This is a genomic window from Legionella pneumophila subsp. pascullei (genome assembly GCF_900637585.1).
In the GTDB taxonomy this organism is placed as follows: domain Bacteria; phylum Pseudomonadota; class Gammaproteobacteria; order Legionellales; family Legionellaceae; genus Legionella; species Legionella pascullei.
Window position 1 is genome coordinate 2,693,735 of the sequence record NZ_LR134380.1, and the last position, 25,475, is coordinate 2,719,209.

Sequence of the window (25,475 nt, forward strand, 5' to 3'; positions counted from 1 at the left end):
TGATTCGAAAAATCCGCGAAGAACTTTTAAATACTATAATTTCAGCAATATCAGTTGAGCGTTGGACCGCCAACAAGAAGAAAAGGGAAAAAAGATAATGGAGGAACAACAACATATTTCAGCTCCCAGTTGGCATGAGCAATCAGTAGAAAAAACACTTGTTGCGCTAAACACTACAGAGCGAGGGATAAGTGAGCAAGAATCTAAAAAGCGATTAGAGTATTATGGTTTCAATCGCTTGCCAGAACTAAAAAGAAAAAGTATTTTTTTACGCTTCTTGCTCCAGTTTCACAACATACTCATCTATGTGCTAATAGGTGCGGCTGTGGTGACCTCCCTCTTGCAACACTGGGTAGATACCGCCGTTATTATAGCTGTTGTTATTATCAATGCCCTGATGGGTTTTATCCAGGAAGGAAAAGCCGAAAAAGCGCTGGATGCGATTCGAAAAATGTTGTCCCCTGCTGCCATTGTATTACGCAATGGGGAACGAAGCCGTATTGCCAGTGAGGAACTTGTTCCAGGTGATATTATTTTTCTGGAAGCAGGGGATAAAGTTCCTGCTGACATACGCTTAATAAAATCTCACGGCTTGAAAGTTCAGGAAGCCATCTTGACTGGTGAATCCATTCCTGTTGAAAAACAAATTCATCCTGTTCCAAATAATATGGTACTAAGCGACAGAACTTGCATGGCCTTTAGCGGAACCCTGGTAACTAATGGTCAAGGCAAAGGCATCGTTGTAGCAACGGGAGCATCTACCCAAATAGGACATATTAGTGGCTTATTATCCAAAGTAGAGTCATTAACCACACCATTAGTCCTACAAATTGGGCTATTTGCAAAATGGCTCACTTTATTCATTCTGTTGATTGCTGCATTGCTTCTTGTTTATGGTTATTTTATCCAACATCATCCGTTTGCCGAATTGTTTATGGTCGTGGTCAGTTTATCAGTTGCAGCTATCCCTGAAGGTCTTCCTGCCGTTCTTTCAATCACTCTGGCCATTGGGGTACAGACGATGGCGCAACGGCATACCATTGTGCGTCGATTACCCGCCATCGAAACCTTAGGCTCCGTATCGGTTATCTGTACTGATAAAACGGGTACCCTGACTCTGAACGAGATGACAGTCTCTTCTGTCCTCACCAGTAATCATCTATTTATTTTGGATGGCATCGGTTATGAGCCTCAAGGAACAATTACGTTAAATGAACAATTAATTGATAACAATGAATATCCTTTGCTTAAGAAACTCGCACGTGCCGCCATACTTTGTAATAATGCCACGCTTCATAACCAGGAAGGCAACTGGACTGTAGAAGGCGACCCCATGGAGGGCGCCCTACTTGCATTTGCCGGTAAAACAGGACTGGCTATGCGAGAAGAAAACGCCTTGTGGGTACGTACCGACGTGATTCCTTTCGATGCAAGACATCGGTTCATGGCCACTTTAAACCACGATCATTTGAAGCACGCGATGATCTTTGTTAAAGGTGCCCCTGAGCAAATTTTGAAGATGTGTCAAAATCAACAAATCAATCAGGGAGAAGTACAGCCTTTAAATGACCCTTATTGGAAGCGACAAATGGAACAGGTTGCTGCAAGAGGACAGAGATTACTAGCCTTTGCGGTAAAAAAAACAAAGCCAGAACACACCGTGTTGGAATTTGCCAATATTAAGGATGGTTTGACATTACTTGGAATGGTTGGGTTAATTGATCCTCCAAGACCTGAAGCCATTGAAGCTGTGGCACAATGTCATACAGCAGGCATTCGGGTCAAAATGATTACAGGAGATCATGCCAGCACAGCATTAGCCATTGGTCGCCAAATAGGACTTAAAAACCTGGATAAAGTATTAACAGGCATTGATTTGGATAAAATGAATGATGCGATACTTAAGAATGCTGTGTTGGAGACAGACATTTTTGCCCGAACCAGCCCAGAGCATAAACTAAGGCTGGTGATGGCATTGCAATCGCACGGGATGACTGTGGCCATGACCGGTGATGGAGTGAATGACGCTCCCGCGTTAAAACGAGCAGACGCAGGAATTGCCATGGGCAAAAAAGGCAGCGAAGTAGCCAAGGAAGCTGCGGAATTTGTACTGGTGGATGACAATTTTGCCTCGATTGTGGCTGCCGTTCGTGAGGGGCGTACCGTCTATGACAACCTCAAAAAGGTCATCAGTTGGACTTTACCTACCAACGCAGGTCAGACAATGACCGTTATCTTAGCTTTACTTTTGGGACTCAGTTTGCCAGTGACACCGATTCAGATTTTATGGATTAACTTAATTACCGCAGTCACTTTAGGGATTGCGCTGGCTTTTGAACCAACGGAAGAAGGCACCATGCATCGTCCACCGCGTCCTCGAAATGAACCTCTGCTAACCAGCAGTTTAGTATGGCACATTATTCTGGTTTCCATTCTATTCATTTGGGGGATTTTTGGACTCTATTTCTATGCACTCGATCGCGGCTACTCGATTGAACTGGCTCGCACAATCGCTTTGAATACTTTAGTGGTACTTGAAATTTTTCATCTGTTTTATATTCGCAATATTTATACTACCTCGCTCACATGGAAAGCAGTTCAGGGGACAAAAGTAGTTTGGATAGCGATCATAGTGGTTACTGTAGCACAGTTTGCAATCACCTATTTCCCTCCTTTACAAACAATATTTGTTACCGAAAGTGTTCCATTTTGGGATGGAGTATTAATCGTTCTAACTGGAGCTACATTTTTCGCTGTGATTGAAATTGAAAAACAGCTTCGTTTGAGATTAAGTGTTATAAGCCCTCCAAGTGCACGAGAAAATACTCATTATAGTGATAAACTCCTGTGATGCTTGGTCATAAATCCATCGTCTAATTCTGACTACCAATTCCCCTCTGGTTATGCAATGACTAAGAAAGTACACATTTCCATGATTTTAAGGTATGGTTATTCACGTACCTAATATGAAAAATATACATTACAGAGATTGTGATCAATGACCATCTATTTCTTGTTTGGCAAAACTGGCTCGGGCAAAAGTTATATTGGAGAGCTGCTCAGTCAGCTAAACATCATCCATATCGATGGTGATAACCACATCACGCAAAAAATGCGTGACTGTCTAATCGAAGATGAACAAATGACCCCTGAGATGATTGATGAATTTGTCGATGTCTTGATTGATGTCATCAACACACAAAAAACAAAGACACCGAACGAGAGTTTTGTTATTTCACAAGCGATGTATCTCGACAAGCACCGCATCAAGTTATTAAACGCCATACCCGAGCTCACGTTTGTAATGATCGATGTCACACCTGTACTGCGGGCAAGCCGCATCACCAATCGATTTCGCAACCAGGAAAGCAAAGTAAGCCTGCGCTATGCCACCAGGATGGATACATTTTTTGAGTATCCTTCACATGAAACAATACGGCTTGAAAACAATCAAGGCTCAGATGAAACGCTTATAGAGCAGATCCGTGAAAAAATGCCGGCACTTTTTAACATGGAACCAAAAGAAGAATTAAACTCAGCCATACAATTTCAGTTTGCATAATTTCAGATCCATATGCAGATATTGTTGAAATAAAGAACGCATGCAGCAACTGTCTTGAAGCCAGGACTTAAGACAGTTTTGGGATTAGAGAATTTGAGCCTTTTAAAAAAGATATTGTAAACCAAGAGCGACGGTATAGTGTTTATTGGATAAACCTGCTGAGTCACCGAAATAACTGCGCTCACCCGTGTCATTGTCAATGATTTCAGTATCCGCTCTCCCATTAGAATAATGATTGTAAGAGGCCTCGACAAAAATTTTCGTGTTAGGTTTCAAAAAGTAGCCGGAATGAATCGTTGCCGCATAATATCTGGAGCTATTTCCTCGCTCATTGAATGTTAAGTTGCGGGCATAATGCTCATCATGATCTCGCGCTGAAACCCAATCGCTAAATTTTAAAAGAGCACCAAACTCAAAATTATTAACAAAATACTTCCCTGCCAAACCAACATAAGGAGTTCTAAATTTTTGTTGGTATCCAATTCCAGGTTGATCACTGCGAAAACAACCGGCATAGAGTCCTCCGTTATATTGATAACAGCCTCCAGTAGCTTTCCAGTCAAAGGAATTCCATTGATACCCAGTGGCCAGGCCTAACTTGTAATTTTGTTTTTGCATCAACCAGGCCCTTAGGCTCACATCTAACTCATTCGCATAATTGAGATACGTATCCTCATGATGAGACCAGTGAGTCCATGTCTCTTGATAAGGATTGAGCCAATCATAATCATCCATAGCAGCCTTATTTTTTACCAAGGTTGTCCAACCTCGACCATTCATGCTCAGCCAATCCAGGACATCATAATTTAATTCCCCTTTTATTATCGGAGCATTTTTTATGCGCCAATCCAGCTGGCTTAATTTGGTGTCTGTCTCTGGATGGTAAACATATTCATGAGCGTTACCTGACAGAATGCCGAGAGAAGAACTTAATGACAAACCATTAAAATGGTAATCCGCAGCATAAGTATGGAGTGAGAAAAGAAAGGATAAAGAGATTAGAGCCAACAAAACTATTTTATTTTTCATATTTTTTCCTAGTTAAGGCTGGCATTCCTTGCAGCAAAGTGACTTTAAAAAATCAATCGCATTATTGTGATCCATACTGATTATGTCAAGATCAATGTTAAAAAATATTAATCATTGAGGATTCTAATCAAGCAATATAATATCGCTCAGTTGAGAAAGCAGGCACAGCTATTGTGGCATTTTTGATCAACGAATCAAGTCGATTACGTGGTTGTTTTGGCAACCAGTTTTTGAGTATGGGCACCGGGTTTTCTGGATAATAGAGCAAAAACAAACACAAGCATGCTGAAAACTAATAAATACACCAAATCCCAATACTGGGGGAGGATATGCTTACCGCCATAATTACCAAAAAATGAGAAAATACCAAGGCCGAGAAGATAGAATATAAACCATAGCGCTTGTTTGCTATCAATCTCCCGATGTGTATTTTTTATAAGGCAATAGAGAAAAGAGCACACCACCCCCAGAACAGTGATCACCAATAACTTTCGCACACTGTGGAAGCCCGCCCAATACACGCCAACTGTACAAACATAAAATCCGATAAAGCCAATCAGGTTACTCATCTGCAAACGAAAAGGCCGCTTATAGTGTGGTAACTGATGACGCAAACAAACAAGTGCTACAGGCCCTATGGAATAGCTGATCATTAATATTGCTACAAGAAAAGCCGACATTTCCTGCCATCCGTGTAACACAAGCGACATGATAGCAGCGAGTAAGAAATTTACGCCTAAACAAACCCAGGGCACTTGATATCTGTTTTGTTTGGTAAGAATTTCAGGTGTAGGAACGACTGAGCCCATACTGCTTAGCATATGAGCTGCTGTGGTTGAATAGACAAGACCAGTTGAATATGGCGATATAAAAGCATCGACATACAACAAAACACTCAACCAAAGCATGCCGGCCAGCGCAGCCAGAGCGGCAAATGGTCCTGCGTCACCAGTGAAAGATAAATTCACCCACCCTTTTGCCAGCGCTTGTTCGCTAACACTGCCAATAAAGGACCATTGTAAACTTGTGTAAAGTAGCGTCACGAGCACTAGTGAACCACCTAAAATAAGTGGTATGTATTGTCCTGGTTTTTCCAGTTCACCCATCATGACAACCACTTGTCTAAATCCTAACAGGGAAAAAAGTACGCCTCCACTTGACATCGCAGCCATAACACCCTGCCAGCCATAAGGCATAAAACCACCATGCTGAAAAAAATTATCCGAGTGATAACTCATGGTTACCAAGCTTACAATAGTGAGAACAGGGATTATTACCTTCCAAACAGTAAATGCGGCATTAATGCGGGCAAACAAACCAATACCAAAATAATTAAACAAAACAAAACTCATTAATACAACCAGGGACAGCATATAACCTGCTGGCGTATTTCGATAGTGCAAAGCGTCATGAGATACCAGACCTGGAAGGTAATTACTGGCGTATTGAATGACACCTTGTGTTTCAATCACTGGCAAAATAGCCAGGGAAAACCAGGTCATGACATTCATAATAATGCCAGTCAAACGTCCATGAGTATATAAAGGCAAGCAAGCCAGGCTATCGGACTGGGGAAACATCGTACCTAATTCAGCGTAGGACAAGGCAACAAATAGAAGTAAAAAACCTGCCAGTGGCCAAGCGATAATGGCGGCAGGGCCAGCAAAATGAGCAGAATATAAAGAACCAAATAACCAGCCTGAGCCTACCATGCTGGTAATTGAAATCCAAAGTAAACTCAAAGCACTTAAATTTTTATTCATCTGATTTTCACATGTCCATATGATTTTGATGCAGACAAACAATTCGCCAGTCAGCAAAGTGAAATCTTATATTTTTGCATTGTAAATAGAAATATCATGACTACCAACCCTATAAGAGTCAAGTTTAACCAGGTATGTTAAGAATATCTTTCTGTATTAGGTAAAAAGAAAACCAGAACTTGAAACCGTTACTTTTTGATTTGTGATTGTCATTTTTTTGTCTGAAATCTCTCACTTTAAAATGTCTTTGCTTCGATTGCTTAGCTAACCACCCTTAAGCTATAGTTAGAACTTTAATTAATTATGATCTGTGACCAGGAGTGTCTATGGATGGAAAAGGTAAGAATGCAACAACAGGATGCCCGGTGATGCATGGCGGTATGACGTCCTCAGAAACATCCAACACGGCATGGTGGCCCAATGCCTTGAACCTGGATATATTGCATCAGCATGACACCAAGACAAATCCAATGGGAAAAGATTTCAACTATCGTGAAGAAGTCAAGAAACTGGATTTTGAGGCGCTCAAAAAGGATTTGCACGCTTTGATGACTGACAGCCAGCCATGGTGGCCTGCTGATTGGGGGCACTACGGTGGTTTAATGATTCGTATGTCCTGGCATGCTGCAGGTTCTTATCGTGTTGCGGATGGCCGCGGCGGTGCTGGTACAGGCAATCAACGCTTTGCTCCATTGAATTCCTGGCCTGACAATGTGAACCTGGATAAAGCACGTCGCTTATTATGGCCCATCAAGAAAACATATGGCAACAAGATTAGTTGGGCAGACTTGATTGTCCTGGCTGGCACCATCGCTTATGAGTCAATGGGACTAAAAACTTTCGGTTTTGGTTTTGGCCGCGAAGACATTTGGCATCCCGAAAAAGATGTTTATTGGGGTTCAGAACAAGAATGGTTAGGTGCCAAGCGTTACGATGGCAAAAGCCGTGAATCTCTGGAAAACCCGCTGGCGGCAGTACAAATGGGATTAATCTATGTAAACCCTGAAGGGGTGAATGGTCAACCTGATCCGCTACGTACTGCGCAGGATGTTCGTGTAACCTTCGGGCGCATGGCTATGAACGACGAGGAAACCGTTGCCCTGACTGCCGGAGGGCATACTGTTGGCAAATGTCACGGCAATGGCAATGCAAAACTTTTAGGCCCGGATCCCGAAGCCGCTGATGTTGAAGACCAAGGCCTTGGTTGGATTAACAAAACCACCAGAGGGGTAGGTCGTAATACCGTTTCAAGCGGTATTGAAGGCGCATGGACGACGCACCCTACCCAATGGGATAATGGCTACTTCTATTTATTGCTGAATTACGATTGGGAACTGAAAAAGAGCCCCGCTGGCGCCTGGCAATGGGAACCCATCCATATTAAGGAAGAGGATAAACCAGTAGATGTCGAAAACCCTGCCATTCGGCACAATCCAATCATGACCGACGCTGACATGGCAATGAAAATGGATCCTGCATATCGTAAAATTGCCGAGCGCTTTTACAAAGATCCCGACTATTTTGCAGAAGTTTTCGCACGAGCCTGGTTTAAACTGACCCATCGTGATATGGGGCCGAAGACGCGCTACATTGGTCCGGATGTTCCTAAAGAAGATTTGATTTGGCAAGATCCAGTTCCTGCAGGTAACACAAGTTATGATGTTGCTGCTGTCAAAGAAAAAATTGCTGCCAGCAATCTGACCATAGGTGAAATGATTTCTACCGCATGGGACAGCGCGCGAACTTTCCGCGGCTCAGATAAGCGCGGGGGAGCAAATGGAGCACGCATTCGACTAAAACCACAAAAGGACTGGGAAGGTAATGAGCCAAAACGCCTGGCTAAAGTCCTGCAGGTACTTGAAGGTATCGCTTCTGATACGGGCGCCAGCGTGGCAGATGTGATTATACTTGCCGGAAATGTCGGTATTGAGAAGGCTGCCAAGGCAGCTGGTTTTGAGATTATCGTTCCCTTTGCTCCCGGTCGTGGCGATGCGACCGATGACATGACGGATGCAGACTCCTTTGATGTGCTGGAACCCCTTCATGATGGTTATCGTAACTGGCTTAAGAAGGAATATGATGTCCGTTCTGAAGAGCTAATGCTGGACCGCACCCAACTCATGGGACTGACAGCCCATGAGATGACAGTCCTTGTCGGAGGCATGCGCGTGTTAGGTACTAATCATAACAATACCAAACATGGCGTATTCACCGAACGCGTTGGTGCCTTGACTAATGACTTCTTTGTCAACTTGACCGATATGGCCAACGTATGGACACCAACCAACAATAATTTGTACGAAATTCGTGACCGTAAAACAGGTGATATCAAGTGGACAGCGACTCGAGTAGATCTTGCTTTTGGCTCTAATTCGGTTCTGCGCTCCTATGCTGAAGTCTATGCTCAGGATGATAACAAGGAAAAATTCGTACAGGACTTCGTTGCTGCATGGACAAAGGTTATGAAAGCCGATCGTTTTGATTTGGCATAATCTTTTGCAAGTTTTCATACCACGGATAATCACAGAAGAAAATGTTACGCATATATTTAGCTTTGATTACGTTTTACCGCATCAAAGCTAATCATACAGCATTATCACAAAATGTTATTTTCAAAAGCGGACGTTTAAGATGGTTTGTATTAGACCTTACTTGCTTAACCTGCCTCTTTCGTTTTATTGATCGCTGCGTTGCAGACCTTTCTGCAATACTCATTTACTGCGTGCAAACTCCACTCCTCAAAGCGTTTGCACCTTACCCTAAAACAAAATGATTAGATCATGCAAGAAGTCTAATTATATTATGTCTCAGCACAAACGAGATGCTTCAGCATTTATATCAATGGGAGATGCTTCTTCATTGTCTTTGTTTTGTGCCACAGTCGAATGCATTTCAGTTGATATTTCAGGTTGTGCTGATTGAAAAAAACCAAATGCTTCTTTAGCCTTTACATTTAAACTACGTGAATCACTTAAAATTTCACTGCAAACCAGGCTCTTTTTTTCTACCATCTTTGCATCAAGAGCGCGCTCTGTAATAATGGATGCGCGCGCTTGTATTTTAAATGCAAGCTCTACTCGCATTAAAGCATCCTCTTCAATACTCACATTACTTGATAAACGTCCTATTTCTGCAAGACTCGGAACCTCTTGTCTCTGTGTATTGGAATGACAAATAACCTGAGGATAATTTTCTTCCAGTATTTTTTGCATATTAAGGCCCATTGCAATACCACAACCCTCTTGGCTAAATTGTTTCGCTTGAGAAAAATTGACTTTATCAATTGCTGGATAGTGAAACTTAGCCAATAACTCATTGACCTGTGGAAGGATATGCATTTTATAATCTTCCATGTAATACATATAAGTGTAGTAATGAAATGAAACTAATAAGTTTTCTGATTCAATATAATAAAGTGCAGGAATATTATTTTCATCAATAGATAGCATACACAAATTCCAGTGATGAGGCCCCCCTTTTGTTGCCACTGGGATTAGTAGTTCCCTAACCACACAACTATTTTTTAATGAACACATTTCCTGGACATATGGCAGAAGAATTTTACTAATATCTCCATTGTTTTTTTGATTAAATTCATAATCCTTATCTCCACCAGTTCCAGGTAGATGAATAAAGGGAGTGATTGTTTGCAAACGGGTTGACTTACTCTTGGGATGAAAATTATTAAGAACCATATGCACTAACAAATTAACATCACGGATATTAAAACTTTTATCCATATCCAGAATGCTATCATCTTGAAAAATTATGAGCTTTCCATCAACCTTTACTTTAATTGTTCGGTGTCTGTTTTCACCTTCTTCAACTATAGGTATTTCTATTTCGATTCTTTTGAGAACTGGATTATTATCTAGATCAACATCTTCTTTATAGTAGGTGATAGTTTTTGATTGTTTTTCATAATAATCAAGTGGTCTTTCTGAAGATGAATCCCAAGGAATAGGGTAGTGAGATTCGGTAATAATTTCTGTATCAATACCGCCTATCTCTTTTTTTTCCACATAAATATATTGTCTGGATTTTTGATCTGCATCCTGATTATTTATTTTATTATTTCTCTTCATTTGTTTCTCTTTGAAAATTGTTATATTTATTACTTCAATACATTAGCTCTCAACCACTTCTTGATAATTGGCAAAAAATTTCTGAATACTTTGATCTCAAAATTAATTACCCATGAGAAAACACTGAAGTGCCTTTAACTTCTTTTATCTGGTGGATTTGAAATTTTTAAAAACAGAGGGCTATCTGATATAGCGAGATTTTTTCGCACCTTAGAGATTGATTTCGTATATCAGGGTTGATACCACTTTTTTTCAGCATTCGTTGGTCCGCAGTAACTTGCTTTTACCGAGCTGAAAAACTGTTTTTTGTTATGTATTAAATTGCAAATCCTTTTCAGGTTTTGCATTTCTTCCGGAGAAATAAAAACTGGTGCAGTATCTGGCAAACCAATTGGCTTGAGAATCCACAATTTTGGAAACTATTTTTTTCATAAATAGAAATTTTTTATAAGGTGAGACCAACTTCCGTATGTCCGCAGTCAGGATAAATATATTTTACACAACCAAACTGGGCACATTTTTGTGTTAGATCACTGTTTTTCGTACCATAAACTAATAAATTAATTCGTGCCTTTTTCTTGAATCAACCATAGGGCAGGAAGGGTCAACAAAGCCATCACCATCAAATAAATAGAAAATGCAAAATGGATGAAAGCATAACTTAATAGCAAAATAATGAGTGGTGCTGTGCCCCCAAATAAAGAATTGCCTAAGTTAAAAAATAAAGTAAAGCCACTGGCCCGTTCTTCTTGTGGTAATTGTTCAAGACTGGCGGTAAATGCGCTTCCAATAAAAAAAGAAATAATAATTGCCAACACACTGCAGGCGATAATAATCTGCAATAATGTACCTGTATTAATTAAATAATTTATTACTAAAACACTGCATAGAGTTGCAATTAAACTGACCGCCAAAGGGAAGCGCCTGCCTAGAATATCAGAAGTAAACCCTGACATTAATAACCCTATGCTATAAAAAAACATTCCTATAATAATGACATCCATCGCTGCAGTTAATGATAATTCCTGCTGTTGCAGATAGGAAGGCATATAAACAAAGAAGGTATAGAAGCTACTATTACAATAAATTGCCAAAAGAAAAATAGCAGCTATTGCTTTTTTCCGATAGCGCCAGGCATTTAGTATTGGATGAGCTTGTTTTTTGGCAACTCCTTTTGCAAAATCGGTTAATTCCCTGGTTTGACTTCGTAAATAAAGTCCGACAAAACCGACAAATATTCCTATTAAAAATGGGAAGCGCCAGAAGAAATCGACATGCTGTTTGGAGAAAAATATCATGGTTATTTTGCTTACTATTATTGCAAACAACAACCCACAAATAGAACCCAAAGTGACAAAGCTGACAGCTAAACCTTTGTGACGCATGCTCACATTTTCATAGATATAGATACTGGCTAAGGTCATTTCCCCAGCTACAGAAATCCCTTGGGTCAATCGACACAGCGTGAGTAACATTGGTGCAATAATGCCCGCCTCTTGATAAGTGGGTAATAAACCAATAAAGCTTGATGAAAAAGTCATGACCATAAGAGTCATAGTCAATGTTTTTTTGCGGCCAATTTGGTCACCCAGATTCCCTAACCAATAAGCGGAGAATGGTCGAACAAGAAAACCCGCAGCAAAAATACCAAATGTTGCGATGAGAGCAGTGTGTTTATCGGTAGTGGGAAAAAAAAGCGGCGCCAAAATAGGCGCCATAAACCCATAAATGGCATAGTCGTACATTTCAAACAAAGTACCAAAAGAGGCTGCCGCAATAATCCTTTTATCCATATCCAATCTGTTGTTTTTATTTTACGGGTAAGTGATACAGCCTACTTTAACTCAATTGATTTCTGCTCTTGTTTCTCTGAATCCACCTCATCTCTAACCGGTGGAGTACGACTAAAGAAACCAGCTATACTAGGCCTTGATGGTAACACAGACACAATCAATTGTCTTAGTGAAACTGTTTCAGACTCAAGAGGCCTAGGCAATTCGTCAAGAGAAAGTGTTTGCGGGTGGCTTGCAATATAGTCATTACTGTCTTCGAGATATTTACAAATAAATGATTCATAAACCCCCAGACCCGTATCATACTTTAGCAAATATAAATCGGCCAGATGCGTATCCAATTGACCATCACTGTTTCTGCCATATTTTGTCTCGAGAAATGTTATTCCTTGTACGCTTAGTGAAGCCCAATGCCACTGCTTATAGGTGTCTCTTTTAATACGGTAGTCTTCAGGACAGGGATCAATGAAATGTTCAAGCTGAGAATTGGATTCAACGCTTTCTGCAAGCGTTGCATGCCCTGCCCCTAAGGTAAGATCTCCGGTATGGTTGATATGAATTTGGTAAGGAGTATCCTGACCATAGCCATCTCCTGGGCGAATATCCCAACCTGTGTAACGAAGCAGAGGACGAACTGTATAACGCAGAGTGGAGAATGCCCCCAGATTACCTTCGACAGCGGCTTGAAAGGAGGAAAAGGTATTATTCATAATGCATCTTACTGTGACATTGGATTGCAGTTTGAATTGATCACTGACTTTTTTTGCTACCGCTGCACCAAAGGAGTCACCTTGAAAAAGGATATCATCAATTGATATGCCTTTTTCAAGCAAGGTATTGGCCAATGCTATTCCAGTGTTAACCATATCATTGGCTTCCAATACTTCACCTCCCAGTTTTTTCATGCCCGGGTATTCAAAAGCGTAATAATGTGCTCCCGTTATTTGCACAGCTTTTGCTATATCAATCAGGCAATCTTGGTATTGCGTTCCAATTCCAGTGAAGTAAATCACATGTTTTCCCTTTCCAACCGACTTGAACTTCTCATTAGGTGTGGAGCTTGATTGATTGGAATTATTCTTAAAACCTATCACCTCTGTCCTACATGTTGTTTGGTTGGCCAAGGTCACTTCTACTTCAAAGCGCTCAAATTCAATACCGGATAATTGTTCATGGTATGGAGAATCCACTTGACGTATTGCTTCTACAAAACAGGCAAAACGCTCTTCTAATGACATCTCTGAATTACCGAACCCATTTTTGACATACCAGTCTTCTCTATTGGGAGGAAAAGTTCTTGCGGCAATTTGTCTTTGTAACCAGATTTGTACTCTTGAATTCGGCATCGTGAACACCCCCTTGTTTTTGAACAACAATCGTGCACATGATTTCTTAATTAGTCAATATTTTTTACTATTTTCAGAAGTAATTCCTATCTTCTACGCAGTAGAGGTTTAAATCCGATTTCACCAAATCAAACTCGCTTTAGTACAGCCTGCATAAGAAGTTTTTATACACAACATATAAACAATTTATTTTAATTGTATTCAATAAACATATATTATAAGCATTATGAATAAACAATAATCCATTAATTGGGAGATTTTCATAATGCTTTACGAATTAGTATTAACCAGAAGAAGCAACCTGAGGCAAGAGTTTCTCTCTATACCTCATGGCATCACCTCGCTTGATTTGAGTTTGAATGAATTAGGCAGCATAAGCAATGCTGAATTAATTCAAGCCTTTACCAATATACCTGACAGCGTTAATTCGTTAGATTTGACTCACAATCACTTATGCGATAAAAACGGTGCTGAATTGGCACAACTCCTGGCCGCCATCCCTGTCCATGTAACTTCTCTCAATTTAAGCTCTAATAATCTCGACAGAAAAAGTGGTGCTGAATTAGCACAAGCCTTTGCTGCTATCCCAACCAATGTAACTTCGCTTTATTTGTCTTGTAATGGCATGGGCAATATCCATGGTGCTGAGCTGGCACAGGCCCTTACGGCTATCCCTGCCAGTGTGACTTCACTCGATTTAGGAATGAATTATTTCGACCTGGAAAGCAGCAATGACTTATCACAAATTTTTACCAGTATTCCTCCTCAGGTGGTGTCACTTAATTTGAGCTTTAACTCCTTGAATGAAATATCCTTTGAAAAGTTAGTACTCCTTAAGGATTCGTTAAAGCATGTGCAAACTGTTTACTTGAGCTTTTATAGTGTCAAAGAAATGTCCAAAGAACAACGAAAAGCACTGGGTGCTGTATTTCCCAATGTGCAAAAAATCATTTTGGTGGATGATTATGATCATGAAATTCAACCGTCTATAACAATTTCTAACCTCATTAGAGAAGTTTCTGGAAAGGCAGATGCTCCATCCTTGTTAAATCAATGCATTCTTTTTGCCCAAAAACATCAAAAAGGTAGTGATAACAAGATGATCCCTAAGGAATTAGAAGAGAGTATTCGAACTTTCAACTCTCGCTGATTGATAGTATTGAGCGACTTTTGTTTGCTTTTGTCAATAAATTAAAAGACACCAAAACCTGTTTGACTCTTCTGAGTCAAACAGGTTTTGGAATATATCGATAAGAGAAAACAACTCTTGTTAATCTTTGAAAGTTGCGTGGGAATTAAGCATTTTAGATATTTCGCCAAGATGCATTTCTTCTTCTTGAATCATTTGTCTTGCAAATTCTTCAACTAACACCGATTTATTTTCTGAATATTGTAATAGTTGATAATACAAATCCAGGCTTTGCCTTTCATGCTCAAGTGACTCTTCTAAAATATTACTAATATTATGCTCATGGGTCTCTAATAACTTACCAATTTTAAGCGTAGGATGATAGGAAAAATGGGTAATAAGTTCACCGATTAAATGAGCGTGGTTCAAACTTTCTTGAGCCTGATCGCGCATCCATTTACAGATCGGGATACGATTAAATCCAAAGACCATAAAGGAATAGTGGGTATAACGCACAACACCCGCCAATTCGATCTCTAATAATTTGTTTAGAGTCTTTATGATGGCATCATCAATGTCTTGAGTTTCAGATCTTCTATGTTTCATATGATAACCTGTCATTTTACTTATGTAAGTATAGAATAATTCCAGGAAAATCTCGAAGTGTCATCAATTATTGAGAATTGTCTCTTATATTCAAGCCGGATACGAAGACCACCTCTGAGGAACTAATGTTCTTTTTATTAACTATTGAAAGATTAATAGAAAATATGGAGCATAACCTGATCTTAATGATCTATATTAGCGATAAAGACATAAAATTTATAAATATTGAAAAAAACATTTGCATTTAACTCAAGATTTGCATTAATCTGAATAGGACTCACAAGGAAAAGGAGATCACCATGAGTAACAAAGCGAAAAACACTCACCTCAAAGATGGAGATAATCAAACCAAGCAAACTTATACCAATTCGGGATCACCACTTTTTTTTAGTCAACAGCAAATAACCCCCTCATCAAGAACACTGGAAACAAAAAAACCACAGGAAGGAAAACAACCCACTCAAGAGATCAGCCTGGAGACAACCACAGACATTTTATTAGCCGCTATTTTGCAAGAATTAAAAACGCAAAATATGATTGAACTCATGAAACTCAAAGCTCAACAGGAACAGGAGCAAGAGGAGTTACAAACCATTGAAAAAATGAAAGAGAAAGATGACGCCCGGTTTAATGAAATCCGGCAAACGATGTATGCTTGATTAACAAGACATCCTTCTTAACCAATTAACAGATGACTGTTAATTGGTTTTTCCACTGTCAAGAGCAAATGTTACCTCAAAAGAAAAGCACCCTAATTGCATTAGACCTCTTGTATGATCTGCTGATTTTATTTACGCATCACATAGTAGGTATTCATGATGTCATGTTCCAGATAATGCTTTTCAATTTTTCCAAACCCAGCCTCTGCCAGCATTTTTTCGGCAAGTTCCTCTCCCCAGGCCGCACCAAGACCTAAGCCATTTTGAGACAAAGACACTGTCATGCAATGCATACAGGAGATAGTGTAAATAAACGCCCCCAGAGGATGATGAACATTCCCTGACACGTCACTTGAGGTTTTTATATCCTGCATCAGGAAAATACCTTCAGGCTTTAACGCTTTGAATACATTACCCAGTACTTGCGCTGGCTTGGCCTGGTCATGAATCACGTCAAAGCTGGTAACAAGATCATATTTCTCCTGCTCATTCCAGACCGACAAATCCATTTTTTCAAAATGGATATTGTGTATTTGATTTTCCTTGGCTGAGTGTAAAGCATGAGCAATGGTTTCTTCACAAAGATCATAACCGGTAAATTGGCTTTGAGGATACGTTTTCGCCATTAATATCAAGGCACGCCCATAGCCACAACCGATATCAAGCACCTGAATTCCCTGGTGCAGTTTATCAACCAGGCCATCAACCATAGGCAAAATTTTGTCGGTCAAGGATGATAAAATTGTTTGTGCACTCTCTTCGGCCATTACCTCATGAAAACGATGATAAGCCTCATAAGGAACACCACCACCGTGTTTAAAAGCGTCTACTATGCCATTTTCCACATAGGCCAGAACAGGAATAAATTGAGCTATCACTGCCATGTTCTGTGGTGAAGATTTTCTGGTCAGGAAAGAAGCATGTTCAGCAGGTAATTGATAGGTTTTTGCGCGCGCATCATAATCTACAATGCCTCCGACCACGAGAGCATTGAGCCATTCCCTGACATAACGCTCATTACAGCCAGCCGCCTGAGCAATGACTTCACTGCTCGCAAAATCAAGCTTGTCCATGACATCAAACAGACCAGTTCGATGCCCAATGGATACCATCAACGTCAATGCGGCATCATTGAGAACGGATAAAAGACGCTCGGCAAACGCATCCGCCCTGGCTTGATCAAAACGTCCTGTTTTCATCTTGCACTCCCCAAAATAGGTAATCTTTAGAATTCCATAGAGACAATAACGTACCTAACGTGAGTTATGGATTAAGATAAGTCATTAACTTGTATCGTTCGGGCTGAGGAGGCATTTATGCCGTCTCGAAGCCTTGTATGGATTTTAATCGTGCCAAAGCTTCAAGACGATGCTTACGCATCTCCTCAGCCCAAACGGACGCAGGATATGGACTGCTTCTTATATAATCCTTATCCATAACTCACATTCCCTAATATTATAGACTATGGGGCATTCCATGTTATGAGCATCAATTTGCCAAGAGGTCATTTTATACTTCGTGTATAAAGCGTTTGCCTATATCACTCGATTTTTTATCGTCTAATATGCGATTATTTTTCTGCAAAGTTCATCAAAGCATTTTCATGAACCAGTTCATGAAAATGCTCTCTTAACCTCCCCTCATAGATAATAGGGGACTCCCAATCATCACCAGCAAATCGATATTCTTCTGTGGAGAAATTTGCAAACACATAGGGTATGCCTTGGCCAATTAAAGGCGAGGGTTTATCAATCACATGAAAATGCAAATGCGGTGCGTCAGAATTCCCTGAATTACCTAATTTTGCAATTAATTGATTCTTACGAACGAACTCGCCCTTAGTGACCTTAATACTATGAGGAATTAAGTGGGCGTAAAGAGCATATTGGTTTTTTGCAATTTCAATAATCACATAATTGCCGGCCATATTACTTAGTGTAACAGGATAATCACGCCCAGGTGGAGTATTATCAGGAACACCATCGTAAACATCGACCACTTTACCATCCGCAACGGAGTAAATATTCGCGCCATAACTGTAATAATTTTCATTTTTATATGGGTTTTCTTTATAAATATGACCATCAGACCCGAACTGCATAAAATCAATAGCATATCGCTCTGGGTAATAAACAATCCCATGGGCCGCAACTCTTGCACGGCGATGTAAAGAACTATTGGATGGACCGTTAATTGCCATCCAATGCTTTCCATCCAAAGGATTGGCAATCACCAGGGGCTGAGTAGTTTTTACATGAACAGGAGCAGCCAGGAAAGAATACCTGACATCCTCTTCAGATATATGGGGTTTCAATGAGTAAAGATGAAAACGATGCGTTAATTTTCCAGGGACTTCACTAGGATTACCGAATTTCACCATAAAAAATAACAAACCACGCTCACCCGGCTTCAGAGTCAAGCCTGATTGGAAATGCTTGAAATGACCACCAAAAGAGTAAATCATCTTTTGCAGTTGTTCTTGATTATAAGAAAAAAGAACTTTACGAGGTTTTCTGCCATTTAATACATCAACGTTTTCCAAAGAAAAGGGATAGTCACCCACATTGGTAAGAAAAACCTCATACGTGAGATAAGGATTTCCTTCAATAGTCACCGGTTTGGGAGAGTAAAAGGTTTCTGCCTCCAACTGAAAATAAGCCAGTTTATCCTGATTGGACTCCGGTGGAGTGGGAAAAGCTTGTAGATCCCGTGCGAGAATAAAACAACTTGTAAGAAATAAAAAAATTGTGAATCGAAATGATTTTATCATTTAAAATCCTTACTAAATTCCCAGAACAACGATCTATTTTCAATAAGCTCATAATTAATTCCCTGTAATCAATGGCAAAGGTTTTATCATGATGAGATCATTTGGATCCTGGCTGAAATCTGTTCGCTGAAAGCCTGCTTTCTCATAACAACGAATGGCTTGTTGGTTATTAATATTAGGGTCAATAACAATGGCTTTGAAACGAGTCAGAAATTTATTAATAAAACAATTAATGAGTTCCACTCCTAACCCTTTGCCTCGCCCCTGGCTTTTGGCAATAAACAAATCGATTCCAGCTAAATCCCTGGGATTGTATTGTTGAAAAAGAAGACTTTCATACCCCTCAATTCCATCAGGTAAAGAGTCTGTGAGTATGTAAAATTGAATGAACCCAAAAGGCAAGTCATCTTTGTATACAATGAAACTAGGCACATACTCTGCCCCTAAAATTCTTGGCTCATATTTTTCTTTGATTTCCTTGATTGACCAGTATTTATCTCTCGCATACCAGTGATTAATAATTGGCTCCTGAAACCATTGATGGAGCTGATTTAAATCATTGATACCCAGAGGTTGAAACTTAAAATCACTCATGAACTGGCTCTTTGTAATTGTTTATTAATGCCATGAGGAGTCACATCCAATGTATACCCGATTAGCTTCCAGTTTTCAGGTCTTCCGATAATCATGATTCACTATGCAGTGGGCAAAAAATTAAGTGCTTATTCTACCACAGTTTTCATCACCCGGATTTTCTTGTGATTGAGATAGATTATTATCGCATCAGCGCAGGTTGAGCTGATTGCCCAACCGCAGATCTAATTTAATAACGCTGGATCAAATGGCTGCCCATTCACTGTGAATTTGGTGTTTTCCAGAGTAAAAGAAGCGTGATAGTAATCGCCTTCAACCTTTAAGATGCCTTTACTCACCAATTTTTGCAAAAGTTCTTCCGTTTGCTTATGGGCGTCGGCATCAACAGGCTGGGCGGAATCAGGCTCTGTAGCCTGAGATTGAGACATATCAGCTGGTGGTGTAGTTGCTTTTGATTTGATTGATTCAAATAATAGCTGCTTGACCAGTTTCATTGGCGCTTTAAACTGGCCATTCCCCTTCAGATTTTGCAAAAGATCTTCAGGTGTGCTGAATGAACTCCTGGCTAGGACCAGGTTCAACGAACTGGACAAATGCCCCTGTGGTGTATCCAGCTCCTGATTCAGATTGAGTGTCGCGCCTTTGGAAAGCAGGTTAAAAATTTCAGCCAGGATCGCGATTTGATTGGAAGGATAGTCATAGTTCAATTGATTAAGTTTAGCCATCGCCTGGGGATCCAGATTCTTAACCTTGATTTTTAATTGGCCAGGGCCATAGCTGTTATTGTTCATTAGAAATTTCTTCAGGGATAATTGCAAATTAAAATCCAGTAAATTGTTGTTGACTCCAGCCCAGGCATCCACACTCAGATTTTGCAAATCAAACACCGGCTGTGAATTAGTGATGGTAGAAACAGAAGACAGCAGGATAGATGAATCACCAAGCCATAAATCGTCCATGTAGCGATTCAATGCAAAATTGACTTTGACTTTACCAATCCTAACATCGGTTTCTTGAACTTTCGTACTCATACCATGCATAGTCACATGACCAGAGGCCTTATCAATCCTGGGATTGACTTTGAGCTTTGCACTTAAGCCTTGCCAGACAAAAACAAAGTTGCCTTGATCACCGTTGTTTGTGCCCTGCATATTAATTGAGGGCAAACTATAGCTGACAATGGTTTGATTTAAATAGTTGATCAAAGCACCATAATGGGTTTCCGGCTTGGTTGTGACCCATGCTAGCCCAAAACGCAAGCCATTATTGGTCATGATGACAGGGCCATGGTGTATGACCATTGGGAAATCCAGACTCAAATGAAGCGCCGGCTGCACTTTAACATTACCCTGTGCGTCTTTATTTTCTTGAGCTGGCAAATTAACAAGTAAATTCAAAACGCCAGTGGAGCAGAACCATCCACGGTGATTATCTTTTAATTGCCAAGTCAGGAAGGGATTCCTGGGAATATTATCGACGTTTTTTTTCACCGTGCTTAAGGCCATCATCCCAATGATAGGGTAGGAGCATAAGACGATGACTATTAACAGCAACAAACTGATAATCCATTTTTTCATGGCTGTCCAATATTAATCCTTGGTAATTAATATTTAGACTAGAAAAGGTTGCTTGTAAAATAGACTTCTCTACCAGAAATAACCTTTAATACTTGATCGGGCTAGCCGATCAAATTTTCCCTAGCGCACTTTCAATTTCTAACTGGATTTTCAATAGAACAAATCTACTTTAACTCCTCTCCTATAAGAAATTTGTATACACAATATACAAACAATTGATTTTAATTTAAATTAATCGGTTGATATTGTATTCATAATGATTAAAGACAAATCTATTGTTTGGGAGATTTTCATAATGAATTACAAGCTAATATTACCCCCAGGCAGCAACCTGGTACAAGAATTTACCTCTATTCCTCATGGCGTGACTTCCCTTGATTTAAGTTGGAATAACCTAGACAGTATAAACACTGTTGAATTAATGCAAGCCTTTGCTAATATACCTGCCAGCGTCACTTCACTGGATTTACGTCGGAATGATTTAGGCTATAAAAGTACTGATGAATTAGTACAAATCCTGGCAACCATCCCTGGCAACATCACTTCATTGAATTTGAGTGGAAATTACTTATGCTTTAAAAACAGTGATGAATTAGTACGAATCTTGGCAGCCGTCCCCGGCGACATCACTTCACTGAATTTGAGTGGAAATGCTTTAGGCAATAAAAACAGCCCTGAATTGACACAAATCCCTGCTGCTATCCCTAGCAGCGTCATTGCACTGGATTTAAGTCAGAATGATTTAAGTAGTAAAAGTAGCTCAGAATTAGCGGAAACCTTTTCCAATATACCTGCCAATGTCACTTCACTGAATTTGAGTGGAAATTCCTTTGGCTTTAAAAGCAGTGATGAATTAGTACAAATCTTGGCAGCCATCCCTGCCAGTGTCACATCACTGAATCTGAGTGGAAATTACTTGGGGCATAAAAACGGCACTGAATTGGCACAAATCCTTGCGATTATCCCTATCAGCATCACTGCACTGCATTTAGGTTGGAATGATTTAAGTAGTAAAAGTAGCTCAGAATTAGCGAAAGCCTTTTCCAATATACCGGCCAGCGTCACTTCATTGAATTTGAGTGGTAATGATTTAGGCAGTAAAAGCAGTTCTGAATTGGCACAATTCTTGTCCACTATCCCTGCCAGCGTCATTGCACTGGATTTAAGTCGGAATGATTTAAGTAACAAAAGTGGCGCAGAATTAGCACAAATCTTTGCGGCTATCCCTACCAATTTGACTTCATTAGATTTAAGTTGGAATGCTCTATACCGTAATTCAGGTTTAACTCAAGCCTCTGCTGCTATTCCTGCCAGCAAGAGTTCACTAAATTTAAGTAGGAATTTTATAGGCTTAAGAAGCTGTGCTGAACTAGCACATGCCTTTTCTTCCATCCCAAAGCATGTGGTTTCACTTAATTTATGCCTTAATTACTTGCATGAACTATCCCTTGAAAATTTGGTACTCCTTAAGGATTCATTAAAACATGTTCAAACTGTTTATTTAAACCATGAAAATGTCAAGAGAATGTCCAAAGAACAGCGCCAAGCTTTAGGTGCTGTATTCCCTAATATACAAAAGGTCATCCTGGTCGATTATTATGGCAAAGAACTTCACCCGTCACAGTCCATAACAATCGCTAATCTCATTAGAGAACTCTCTGGAAAAGCTGATGCGCCATCCTTGTTAAATCAATGCATTCTTTTTGCCAAAAGACATCAAACAAACATTGATGACTTGAATATTCCTGATGAGTTAAAGGAAAGCATTCTAACTTTTAATCCTTACTGATTAATGGCCTTGAGGCTTCCTGATATTGGTCTTGTGAATGAAAAACACTGATACCTGTTTGACACATCGTGTCAAACAGGAAATATCGATTTATAAACCATCCATTTCTAACCTGTTTTTCAGTAAAGCAAATTCAATTTAACCCAGCATCTATAAGAAATTTATATATACAATATATAAACAATTGATTTTAATTTAAATCAATCAGTTGATATCATGTTCACAGTGATTAAAGACAAATCTATTGTTTAGGAGATTTTCATAATGAATTACAAGCTAATATTACCCCCAGGCAGCAACCTGGTACAAGAATTTACCTCTATTCCTCATGGCGTGACTTCCCTTGATTTAAGTTGGAATAACCTAGACAGTATAAACACTGTTGAATTAATGCAAGCCTTTGCTAATATACCTGCCAGCGTCACTTCACTGGATTTACGTCGGAATGATTTAGGCTATAAAAGCGCTGATGAATTAGTACACACCTTTTCTTCTATCCCAAAGCATGTGGTTTCACTTAATTTATGCCTTAATTACTTGCATGAACTATCCCTTGAAAATTTGGTGCTCCTTAAGGACTCATTAAAGTATCTGCAAACTGTTTATTTAGGCTATGATACTGTCAAGAACATGTCCAAAGAAGAACGTCAGGCACTAGGTTCTGTATTCCCCAATGTACAAAAAATTATCTTGATTGATATGAGTGGCAAAGAAATTCATCCGTCATATTCTATCACGATCTCTAACCTCATCAGAGAACTTTCCGGAAAGGCAGATGCGCCATCCTTGTTAAATCAAAGCATTCTTTTTGCCAAAAAGCATCAAACAAACATTGAAGATTTGAATATCCCTCAAGAGTTAAAGGAAAGCATTCTAACTTTCAATCCTTACTGATTAATGGCTTTGAGGCTTCCTGCTATTGGTCTTGTGAATGAATAAACCTGTTTGACACATCGTGTCAAACAGGAAATATCGATTTATAAACCTTCAATTTCTAATCTGTTTTTCAGTAAAGCAAACTCAATTTAACCCAGCATCTATAAGAAATTCATATACACAATATAAAAACAATTGATTTTAATTTAAATTAATCGGTTGATATTATGCCCATAATGACTAAATACAAATCTATTGTTTGGGAGATTTTCATAATGAATTACAAGCTAATATTACCCAGATGCAACAACCTGGTGCAAGAATTTACCTCTATTCCTCATGGCGTTACTTCCCTTGATTTAAGTTGGAATAACCTAGACAGTATAAACACTGTTGAATTAATGCAAGCCTTTGCTAATATACCTGCCAGCGTCACTTCACTGAATTTGAGAGGAAATTACTTAGGCCATAAAAGCAATGATGAATTAGTACAAATCTTGGCAACCATCCCTGCCAATGTCACTTCACTGAATTTGAGTGGTAATGATTTAGGCTTTAAAAGCAGTGATGAATTAGTACAAATCTTGGCAGCCATCCCTGCCAACATTACTTCATTGAATTTGAGTGGTAATGATTTAGGCTTTAAAAGCAGTGATGAATTAGTACAAATCTTGGCAGCCATCCCTGCCAACATTACTTCATTGAATTTGAGTGGTAATGATTTAGGCTTTAAAAGCGGTGCTGAATTGCTACAACTCGTGGCCACCATCCCTGCCAGTGTCACGTCACTGAATCTGAGTGGAAATTACTTGGGGTATAAAAACGGCACTGAATTGGCACAAATCCTTGCGATTATCCCTATCAGCATCACTGCACTGCATTTAGGTTGGAATGATTTAAGTAGTAAAAGTAGCTCAGAATTAGCGAAAGCCTTTTCCAATATACCGGCCAGCGTCACTTCATTGAATTTGAGTGGTAATGATTTAGGCAGTAAAAGCAGTTCTGAATTGGTACAATTCTTGTCCACTATCCCTGCCAGCGTCATTGCACTGGATTTAAGTCAGAATGATTTAAGTAGCAAAAGTGGCGCAGAATTAGCACAAATCTTTGCGGCTATCCCTACCAATTTGACTTCATTAGATTTAAGTTGGAATGCTCTATACCGTAATCCAGGTTTAACTCAAGCCTCTGCTGCTATTCTTGCTGGCATGACTTCACTGAATTTAAGCTGGAATTTTATAGGCTTAAGAAGCTGTGCTGAACTAGCACATGCCTTTTCTTCTATCCCAAAGCATGTGGTTTCACTTAATTTATGCCTTAATTACTTGCATGAACTATCCCTTGAAAATTTGGTACTCCTTAAGGATTCATTAAAACATGTTCAAACTGTTTATTTAAACCATGAAAATGTCAAGAGAATGTCCAAAGAACAGCGCCAAGCTTTAGGTGCTGTATTCCCTAATATACAAAAGATCATCCTGGTCGATTATTATGGCAAAGAACTTCACCCGTCACAGTCCATAACAATCGCTAATCTCATTAGAGAACTCTCTGGAAAAGCTGATGCGCCGTCCTTGTTAAATCAATGCATTCTTTTTGCCAAAAGACATCAAACAAACATTGATGACTTGAATATTCCTGATGAGTTAAAGGAAAGCATTCAAACCTGCAAACCTCTCTGATTGATGGTCTTGAAGCTTTCTTCTATTGCTTTTGTGAATAAGTTAAAAAAGCGATGAAGTAAGGGTTAATTAATCGTCTGTATTATGTTGTAGCAATGCAGCAAAAACCGGGGTATTAACGGGTTTTTACGATATTTTTGCGAAAAAAATTTTTGAATAAATCAAACACGTTAATACCCAAAGTATAATTTATGGCCAAATTGTTTTTATGAGTG

Annotated in this window: 18 protein-coding genes; 8 read left to right on the plus strand and 10 right to left on the minus strand. The window is 39.5% G+C overall.

The window, feature by feature from the left end; translation table 11 throughout:
- Positions 1-97: 97 nt before the first annotated feature.
- Both EL201_RS12110 and EL201_RS12115 read left to right on the plus strand, forming a co-directional pair.
- Positions 98-2,851 (plus strand): cation-transporting P-type ATPase, encoded by a 2,754-nt coding sequence (locus EL201_RS12110; protein WP_027222492.1) that lies wholly within the window; start codon positions 98-100, stop codon positions 2,849-2,851.
- Between the two features lie 147 nt (positions 2,852-2,998).
- Positions 2,999-3,562, plus strand: a complete 564-nt coding sequence (locus EL201_RS12115) for a hypothetical protein (RefSeq protein ID WP_027222493.1) — start codon at positions 2,999-3,001, stop codon at positions 3,560-3,562.
- 102 nt (positions 3,563-3,664) lie between these two features.
- On the opposite strand, the gene leo is transcribed toward EL201_RS12115, so the two are convergent.
- Entirely contained in the window at positions 3,665-4,591 is a 927-nt protein-coding gene (gene leo, locus EL201_RS12120; protein ID WP_027222494.1) for an omptin family outer membrane protease Leo, read from the minus strand.
- 203 nt (positions 4,592-4,794) lie between these two features.
- A complete protein-coding gene (locus tag EL201_RS12125; protein WP_027222495.1) occupies positions 4,795-6,354 on the minus strand; it encodes an APC family permease in 1,560 nt (519 codons plus the stop codon).
- A gap of 326 nt (positions 6,355-6,680) precedes the next feature.
- Here EL201_RS12125 and katG point away from each other — a divergent pair, with 326 nt between their 5' ends.
- Positions 6,681-8,846, plus strand: coding sequence for a catalase/peroxidase HPI (gene katG / locus EL201_RS12130; RefSeq protein ID WP_027222496.1), 2,166 nt, complete (start codon positions 6,681-6,683; stop codon positions 8,844-8,846).
- 315 nt (positions 8,847-9,161) lie between these two features.
- On the opposite strand, the gene EL201_RS12135 is transcribed toward katG, so the two are convergent.
- The 3 genes from EL201_RS12135 to sdbB form a co-directional block, all read right to left on the minus strand.
- A complete protein-coding gene (locus tag EL201_RS12135; protein ID WP_027222497.1) occupies positions 9,162-10,439 on the minus strand; it encodes a hypothetical protein in 1,278 nt (425 codons plus the stop codon).
- Positions 10,440-10,999: 560 nt separating this feature from the next.
- A complete protein-coding gene (locus EL201_RS12145; RefSeq protein WP_027222498.1) occupies positions 11,000-12,232 on the minus strand; it encodes an MFS transporter in 1,233 nt (410 codons plus the stop codon).
- Positions 12,233-12,273: 41 nt separating this feature from the next.
- The gene (gene sdbB, locus EL201_RS12150) at positions 12,274-13,578 is read right to left on the minus strand and encodes a Dot/Icm T4SS effector alpha/beta hydrolase (RefSeq protein WP_027222499.1); all 1,305 of its coding nucleotides are present in this window, start codon (positions 13,576-13,578) and stop codon (positions 12,274-12,276) included.
- A gap of 265 nt (positions 13,579-13,843) precedes the next feature.
- Here sdbB and EL201_RS12155 point away from each other — a divergent pair, with 265 nt between their 5' ends.
- Positions 13,844-14,728 carry a leucine-rich repeat domain-containing protein gene (locus EL201_RS12155; protein ID WP_027222500.1) on the plus strand — a complete coding sequence of 295 codons (885 nt, stop codon included), beginning with the start codon at positions 13,844-13,846 and terminating at the stop codon, positions 14,726-14,728.
- 120 nt (positions 14,729-14,848) lie between these two features.
- Here EL201_RS12155 and EL201_RS12160 read toward each other — a convergent pair whose 3' ends face one another.
- Positions 14,849-15,313, minus strand: coding sequence for a ferritin-like domain-containing protein (locus tag EL201_RS12160; protein WP_027222501.1), 465 nt, complete (start codon positions 15,311-15,313; stop codon positions 14,849-14,851).
- Positions 15,314-15,612: 299 nt separating this feature from the next.
- Between EL201_RS12160 and EL201_RS12165 the strand changes: the two genes are divergently transcribed.
- Positions 15,613-15,972: a hypothetical protein gene (locus EL201_RS12165; protein ID WP_027222502.1), complete on the plus strand. Its 360-nt coding sequence runs from the start codon at positions 15,613-15,615 to the stop codon at positions 15,970-15,972.
- 128 nt (positions 15,973-16,100) lie between these two features.
- Here the strand turns inward: EL201_RS12165 and EL201_RS12170 are convergent, their stop codons facing one another.
- From EL201_RS12170 to EL201_RS12185, 4 genes are all read right to left on the minus strand, one after another.
- Positions 16,101-17,171 carry a class I SAM-dependent methyltransferase gene (locus EL201_RS12170; RefSeq protein ID WP_027222503.1) on the minus strand — a complete coding sequence of 357 codons (1,071 nt, stop codon included), beginning with the start codon at positions 17,169-17,171 and terminating at the stop codon, positions 16,101-16,103.
- A 371-nt stretch (positions 17,172-17,542) separates the two neighbouring features.
- Complete coding sequence (locus EL201_RS12175) at positions 17,543-18,742, minus strand: M23 family metallopeptidase (RefSeq protein WP_027222504.1); 1,200 nt, start codon at positions 18,740-18,742, stop codon at positions 17,543-17,545.
- Between the two features lie 54 nt (positions 18,743-18,796).
- The gene (locus EL201_RS12180; protein ID WP_027222505.1) at positions 18,797-19,336 is read right to left on the minus strand and encodes a GNAT family N-acetyltransferase; all 540 of its coding nucleotides are present in this window, start codon (positions 19,334-19,336) and stop codon (positions 18,797-18,799) included.
- Positions 19,337-19,560: 224 nt separating this feature from the next.
- Positions 19,561-20,913 carry a YdgA family protein gene (locus EL201_RS12185; protein WP_027222506.1) on the minus strand — a complete coding sequence of 451 codons (1,353 nt, stop codon included), beginning with the start codon at positions 20,911-20,913 and terminating at the stop codon, positions 19,561-19,563.
- A gap of 295 nt (positions 20,914-21,208) precedes the next feature.
- Here EL201_RS12185 and EL201_RS15930 point away from each other — a divergent pair, with 295 nt between their 5' ends.
- The 3 genes from EL201_RS15930 (at position 21,209) to EL201_RS15935 (ending at position 25,260) form a co-directional block, all read left to right on the plus strand.
- Entirely contained in the window at positions 21,209-22,702 is a 1,494-nt protein-coding gene (locus EL201_RS15930) for a leucine-rich repeat domain-containing protein (protein ID WP_269460720.1), read from the plus strand.
- Positions 22,703-22,966: 264 nt separating this feature from the next.
- The gene (locus EL201_RS12195) at positions 22,967-23,596 is read left to right on the plus strand and encodes a leucine-rich repeat domain-containing protein (protein ID WP_061773167.1); all 630 of its coding nucleotides are present in this window, start codon (positions 22,967-22,969) and stop codon (positions 23,594-23,596) included.
- A gap of 257 nt (positions 23,597-23,853) precedes the next feature.
- A complete protein-coding gene (locus EL201_RS15935; protein WP_027222507.1) occupies positions 23,854-25,260 on the plus strand; it encodes a leucine-rich repeat domain-containing protein in 1,407 nt (468 codons plus the stop codon).
- Positions 25,261-25,475 lie beyond the last annotated feature (215 nt).

Bases quoted from the DNA above. Each gene is read 5' to 3' on its own strand.
- EL201_RS12110 (WP_027222492.1), top strand. From the start codon at position 98: ATGGAGGAACAACAACATATTTCAGCTCCCAGTTGGCATGAGCAATCA.
- EL201_RS12115 (WP_027222493.1), top strand. From the start codon at position 2,999: ATGACCATCTATTTCTTGTTTGGCAAAACTGGCTCGGGCAAAAGTTAT.
- leo (WP_027222494.1), bottom strand. From the start codon at position 4,591: ATGAAAAATAAAATAGTTTTGTTGGCTCTAATCTCTTTATCCTTTCTT.
- EL201_RS12125 (WP_027222495.1), bottom strand. From the start codon at position 6,354: ATGAATAAAAATTTAAGTGCTTTGAGTTTACTTTGGATTTCAATTACC.
- katG (WP_027222496.1), top strand. From the start codon at position 6,681: ATGGATGGAAAAGGTAAGAATGCAACAACAGGATGCCCGGTGATGCAT.
- EL201_RS12135 (WP_027222497.1), bottom strand. From the start codon at position 10,439: ATGAAGAGAAATAATAAAATAAATAATCAGGATGCAGATCAAAAATCC.
- EL201_RS12145 (WP_027222498.1), bottom strand. From the start codon at position 12,232: ATGGATAAAAGGATTATTGCGGCAGCCTCTTTTGGTACTTTGTTTGAA.
- sdbB (WP_027222499.1), bottom strand. From the start codon at position 13,578: ATGCCGAATTCAAGAGTACAAATCTGGTTACAAAGACAAATTGCCGCA.
- EL201_RS12155 (WP_027222500.1), top strand. From the start codon at position 13,844: ATGCTTTACGAATTAGTATTAACCAGAAGAAGCAACCTGAGGCAAGAG.
- EL201_RS12160 (WP_027222501.1), bottom strand. From the start codon at position 15,313: ATGAAACATAGAAGATCTGAAACTCAAGACATTGATGATGCCATCATA.
- EL201_RS12165 (WP_027222502.1), top strand. From the start codon at position 15,613: ATGAGTAACAAAGCGAAAAACACTCACCTCAAAGATGGAGATAATCAA.
- EL201_RS12170 (WP_027222503.1), bottom strand. From the start codon at position 17,171: ATGAAAACAGGACGTTTTGATCAAGCCAGGGCGGATGCGTTTGCCGAG.
- EL201_RS12175 (WP_027222504.1), bottom strand. From the start codon at position 18,742: ATGATAAAATCATTTCGATTCACAATTTTTTTATTTCTTACAAGTTGT.
- EL201_RS12180 (WP_027222505.1), bottom strand. From the start codon at position 19,336: ATGAGTGATTTTAAGTTTCAACCTCTGGGTATCAATGATTTAAATCAG.
- EL201_RS12185 (WP_027222506.1), bottom strand. From the start codon at position 20,913: ATGAAAAAATGGATTATCAGTTTGTTGCTGTTAATAGTCATCGTCTTA.
- EL201_RS15930 (WP_269460720.1), top strand. From the start codon at position 21,209: ATGAATTACAAGCTAATATTACCCCCAGGCAGCAACCTGGTACAAGAA.
- EL201_RS12195 (WP_061773167.1), top strand. From the start codon at position 22,967: ATGAATTACAAGCTAATATTACCCCCAGGCAGCAACCTGGTACAAGAA.
- EL201_RS15935 (WP_027222507.1), top strand. From the start codon at position 23,854: ATGAATTACAAGCTAATATTACCCAGATGCAACAACCTGGTGCAAGAA.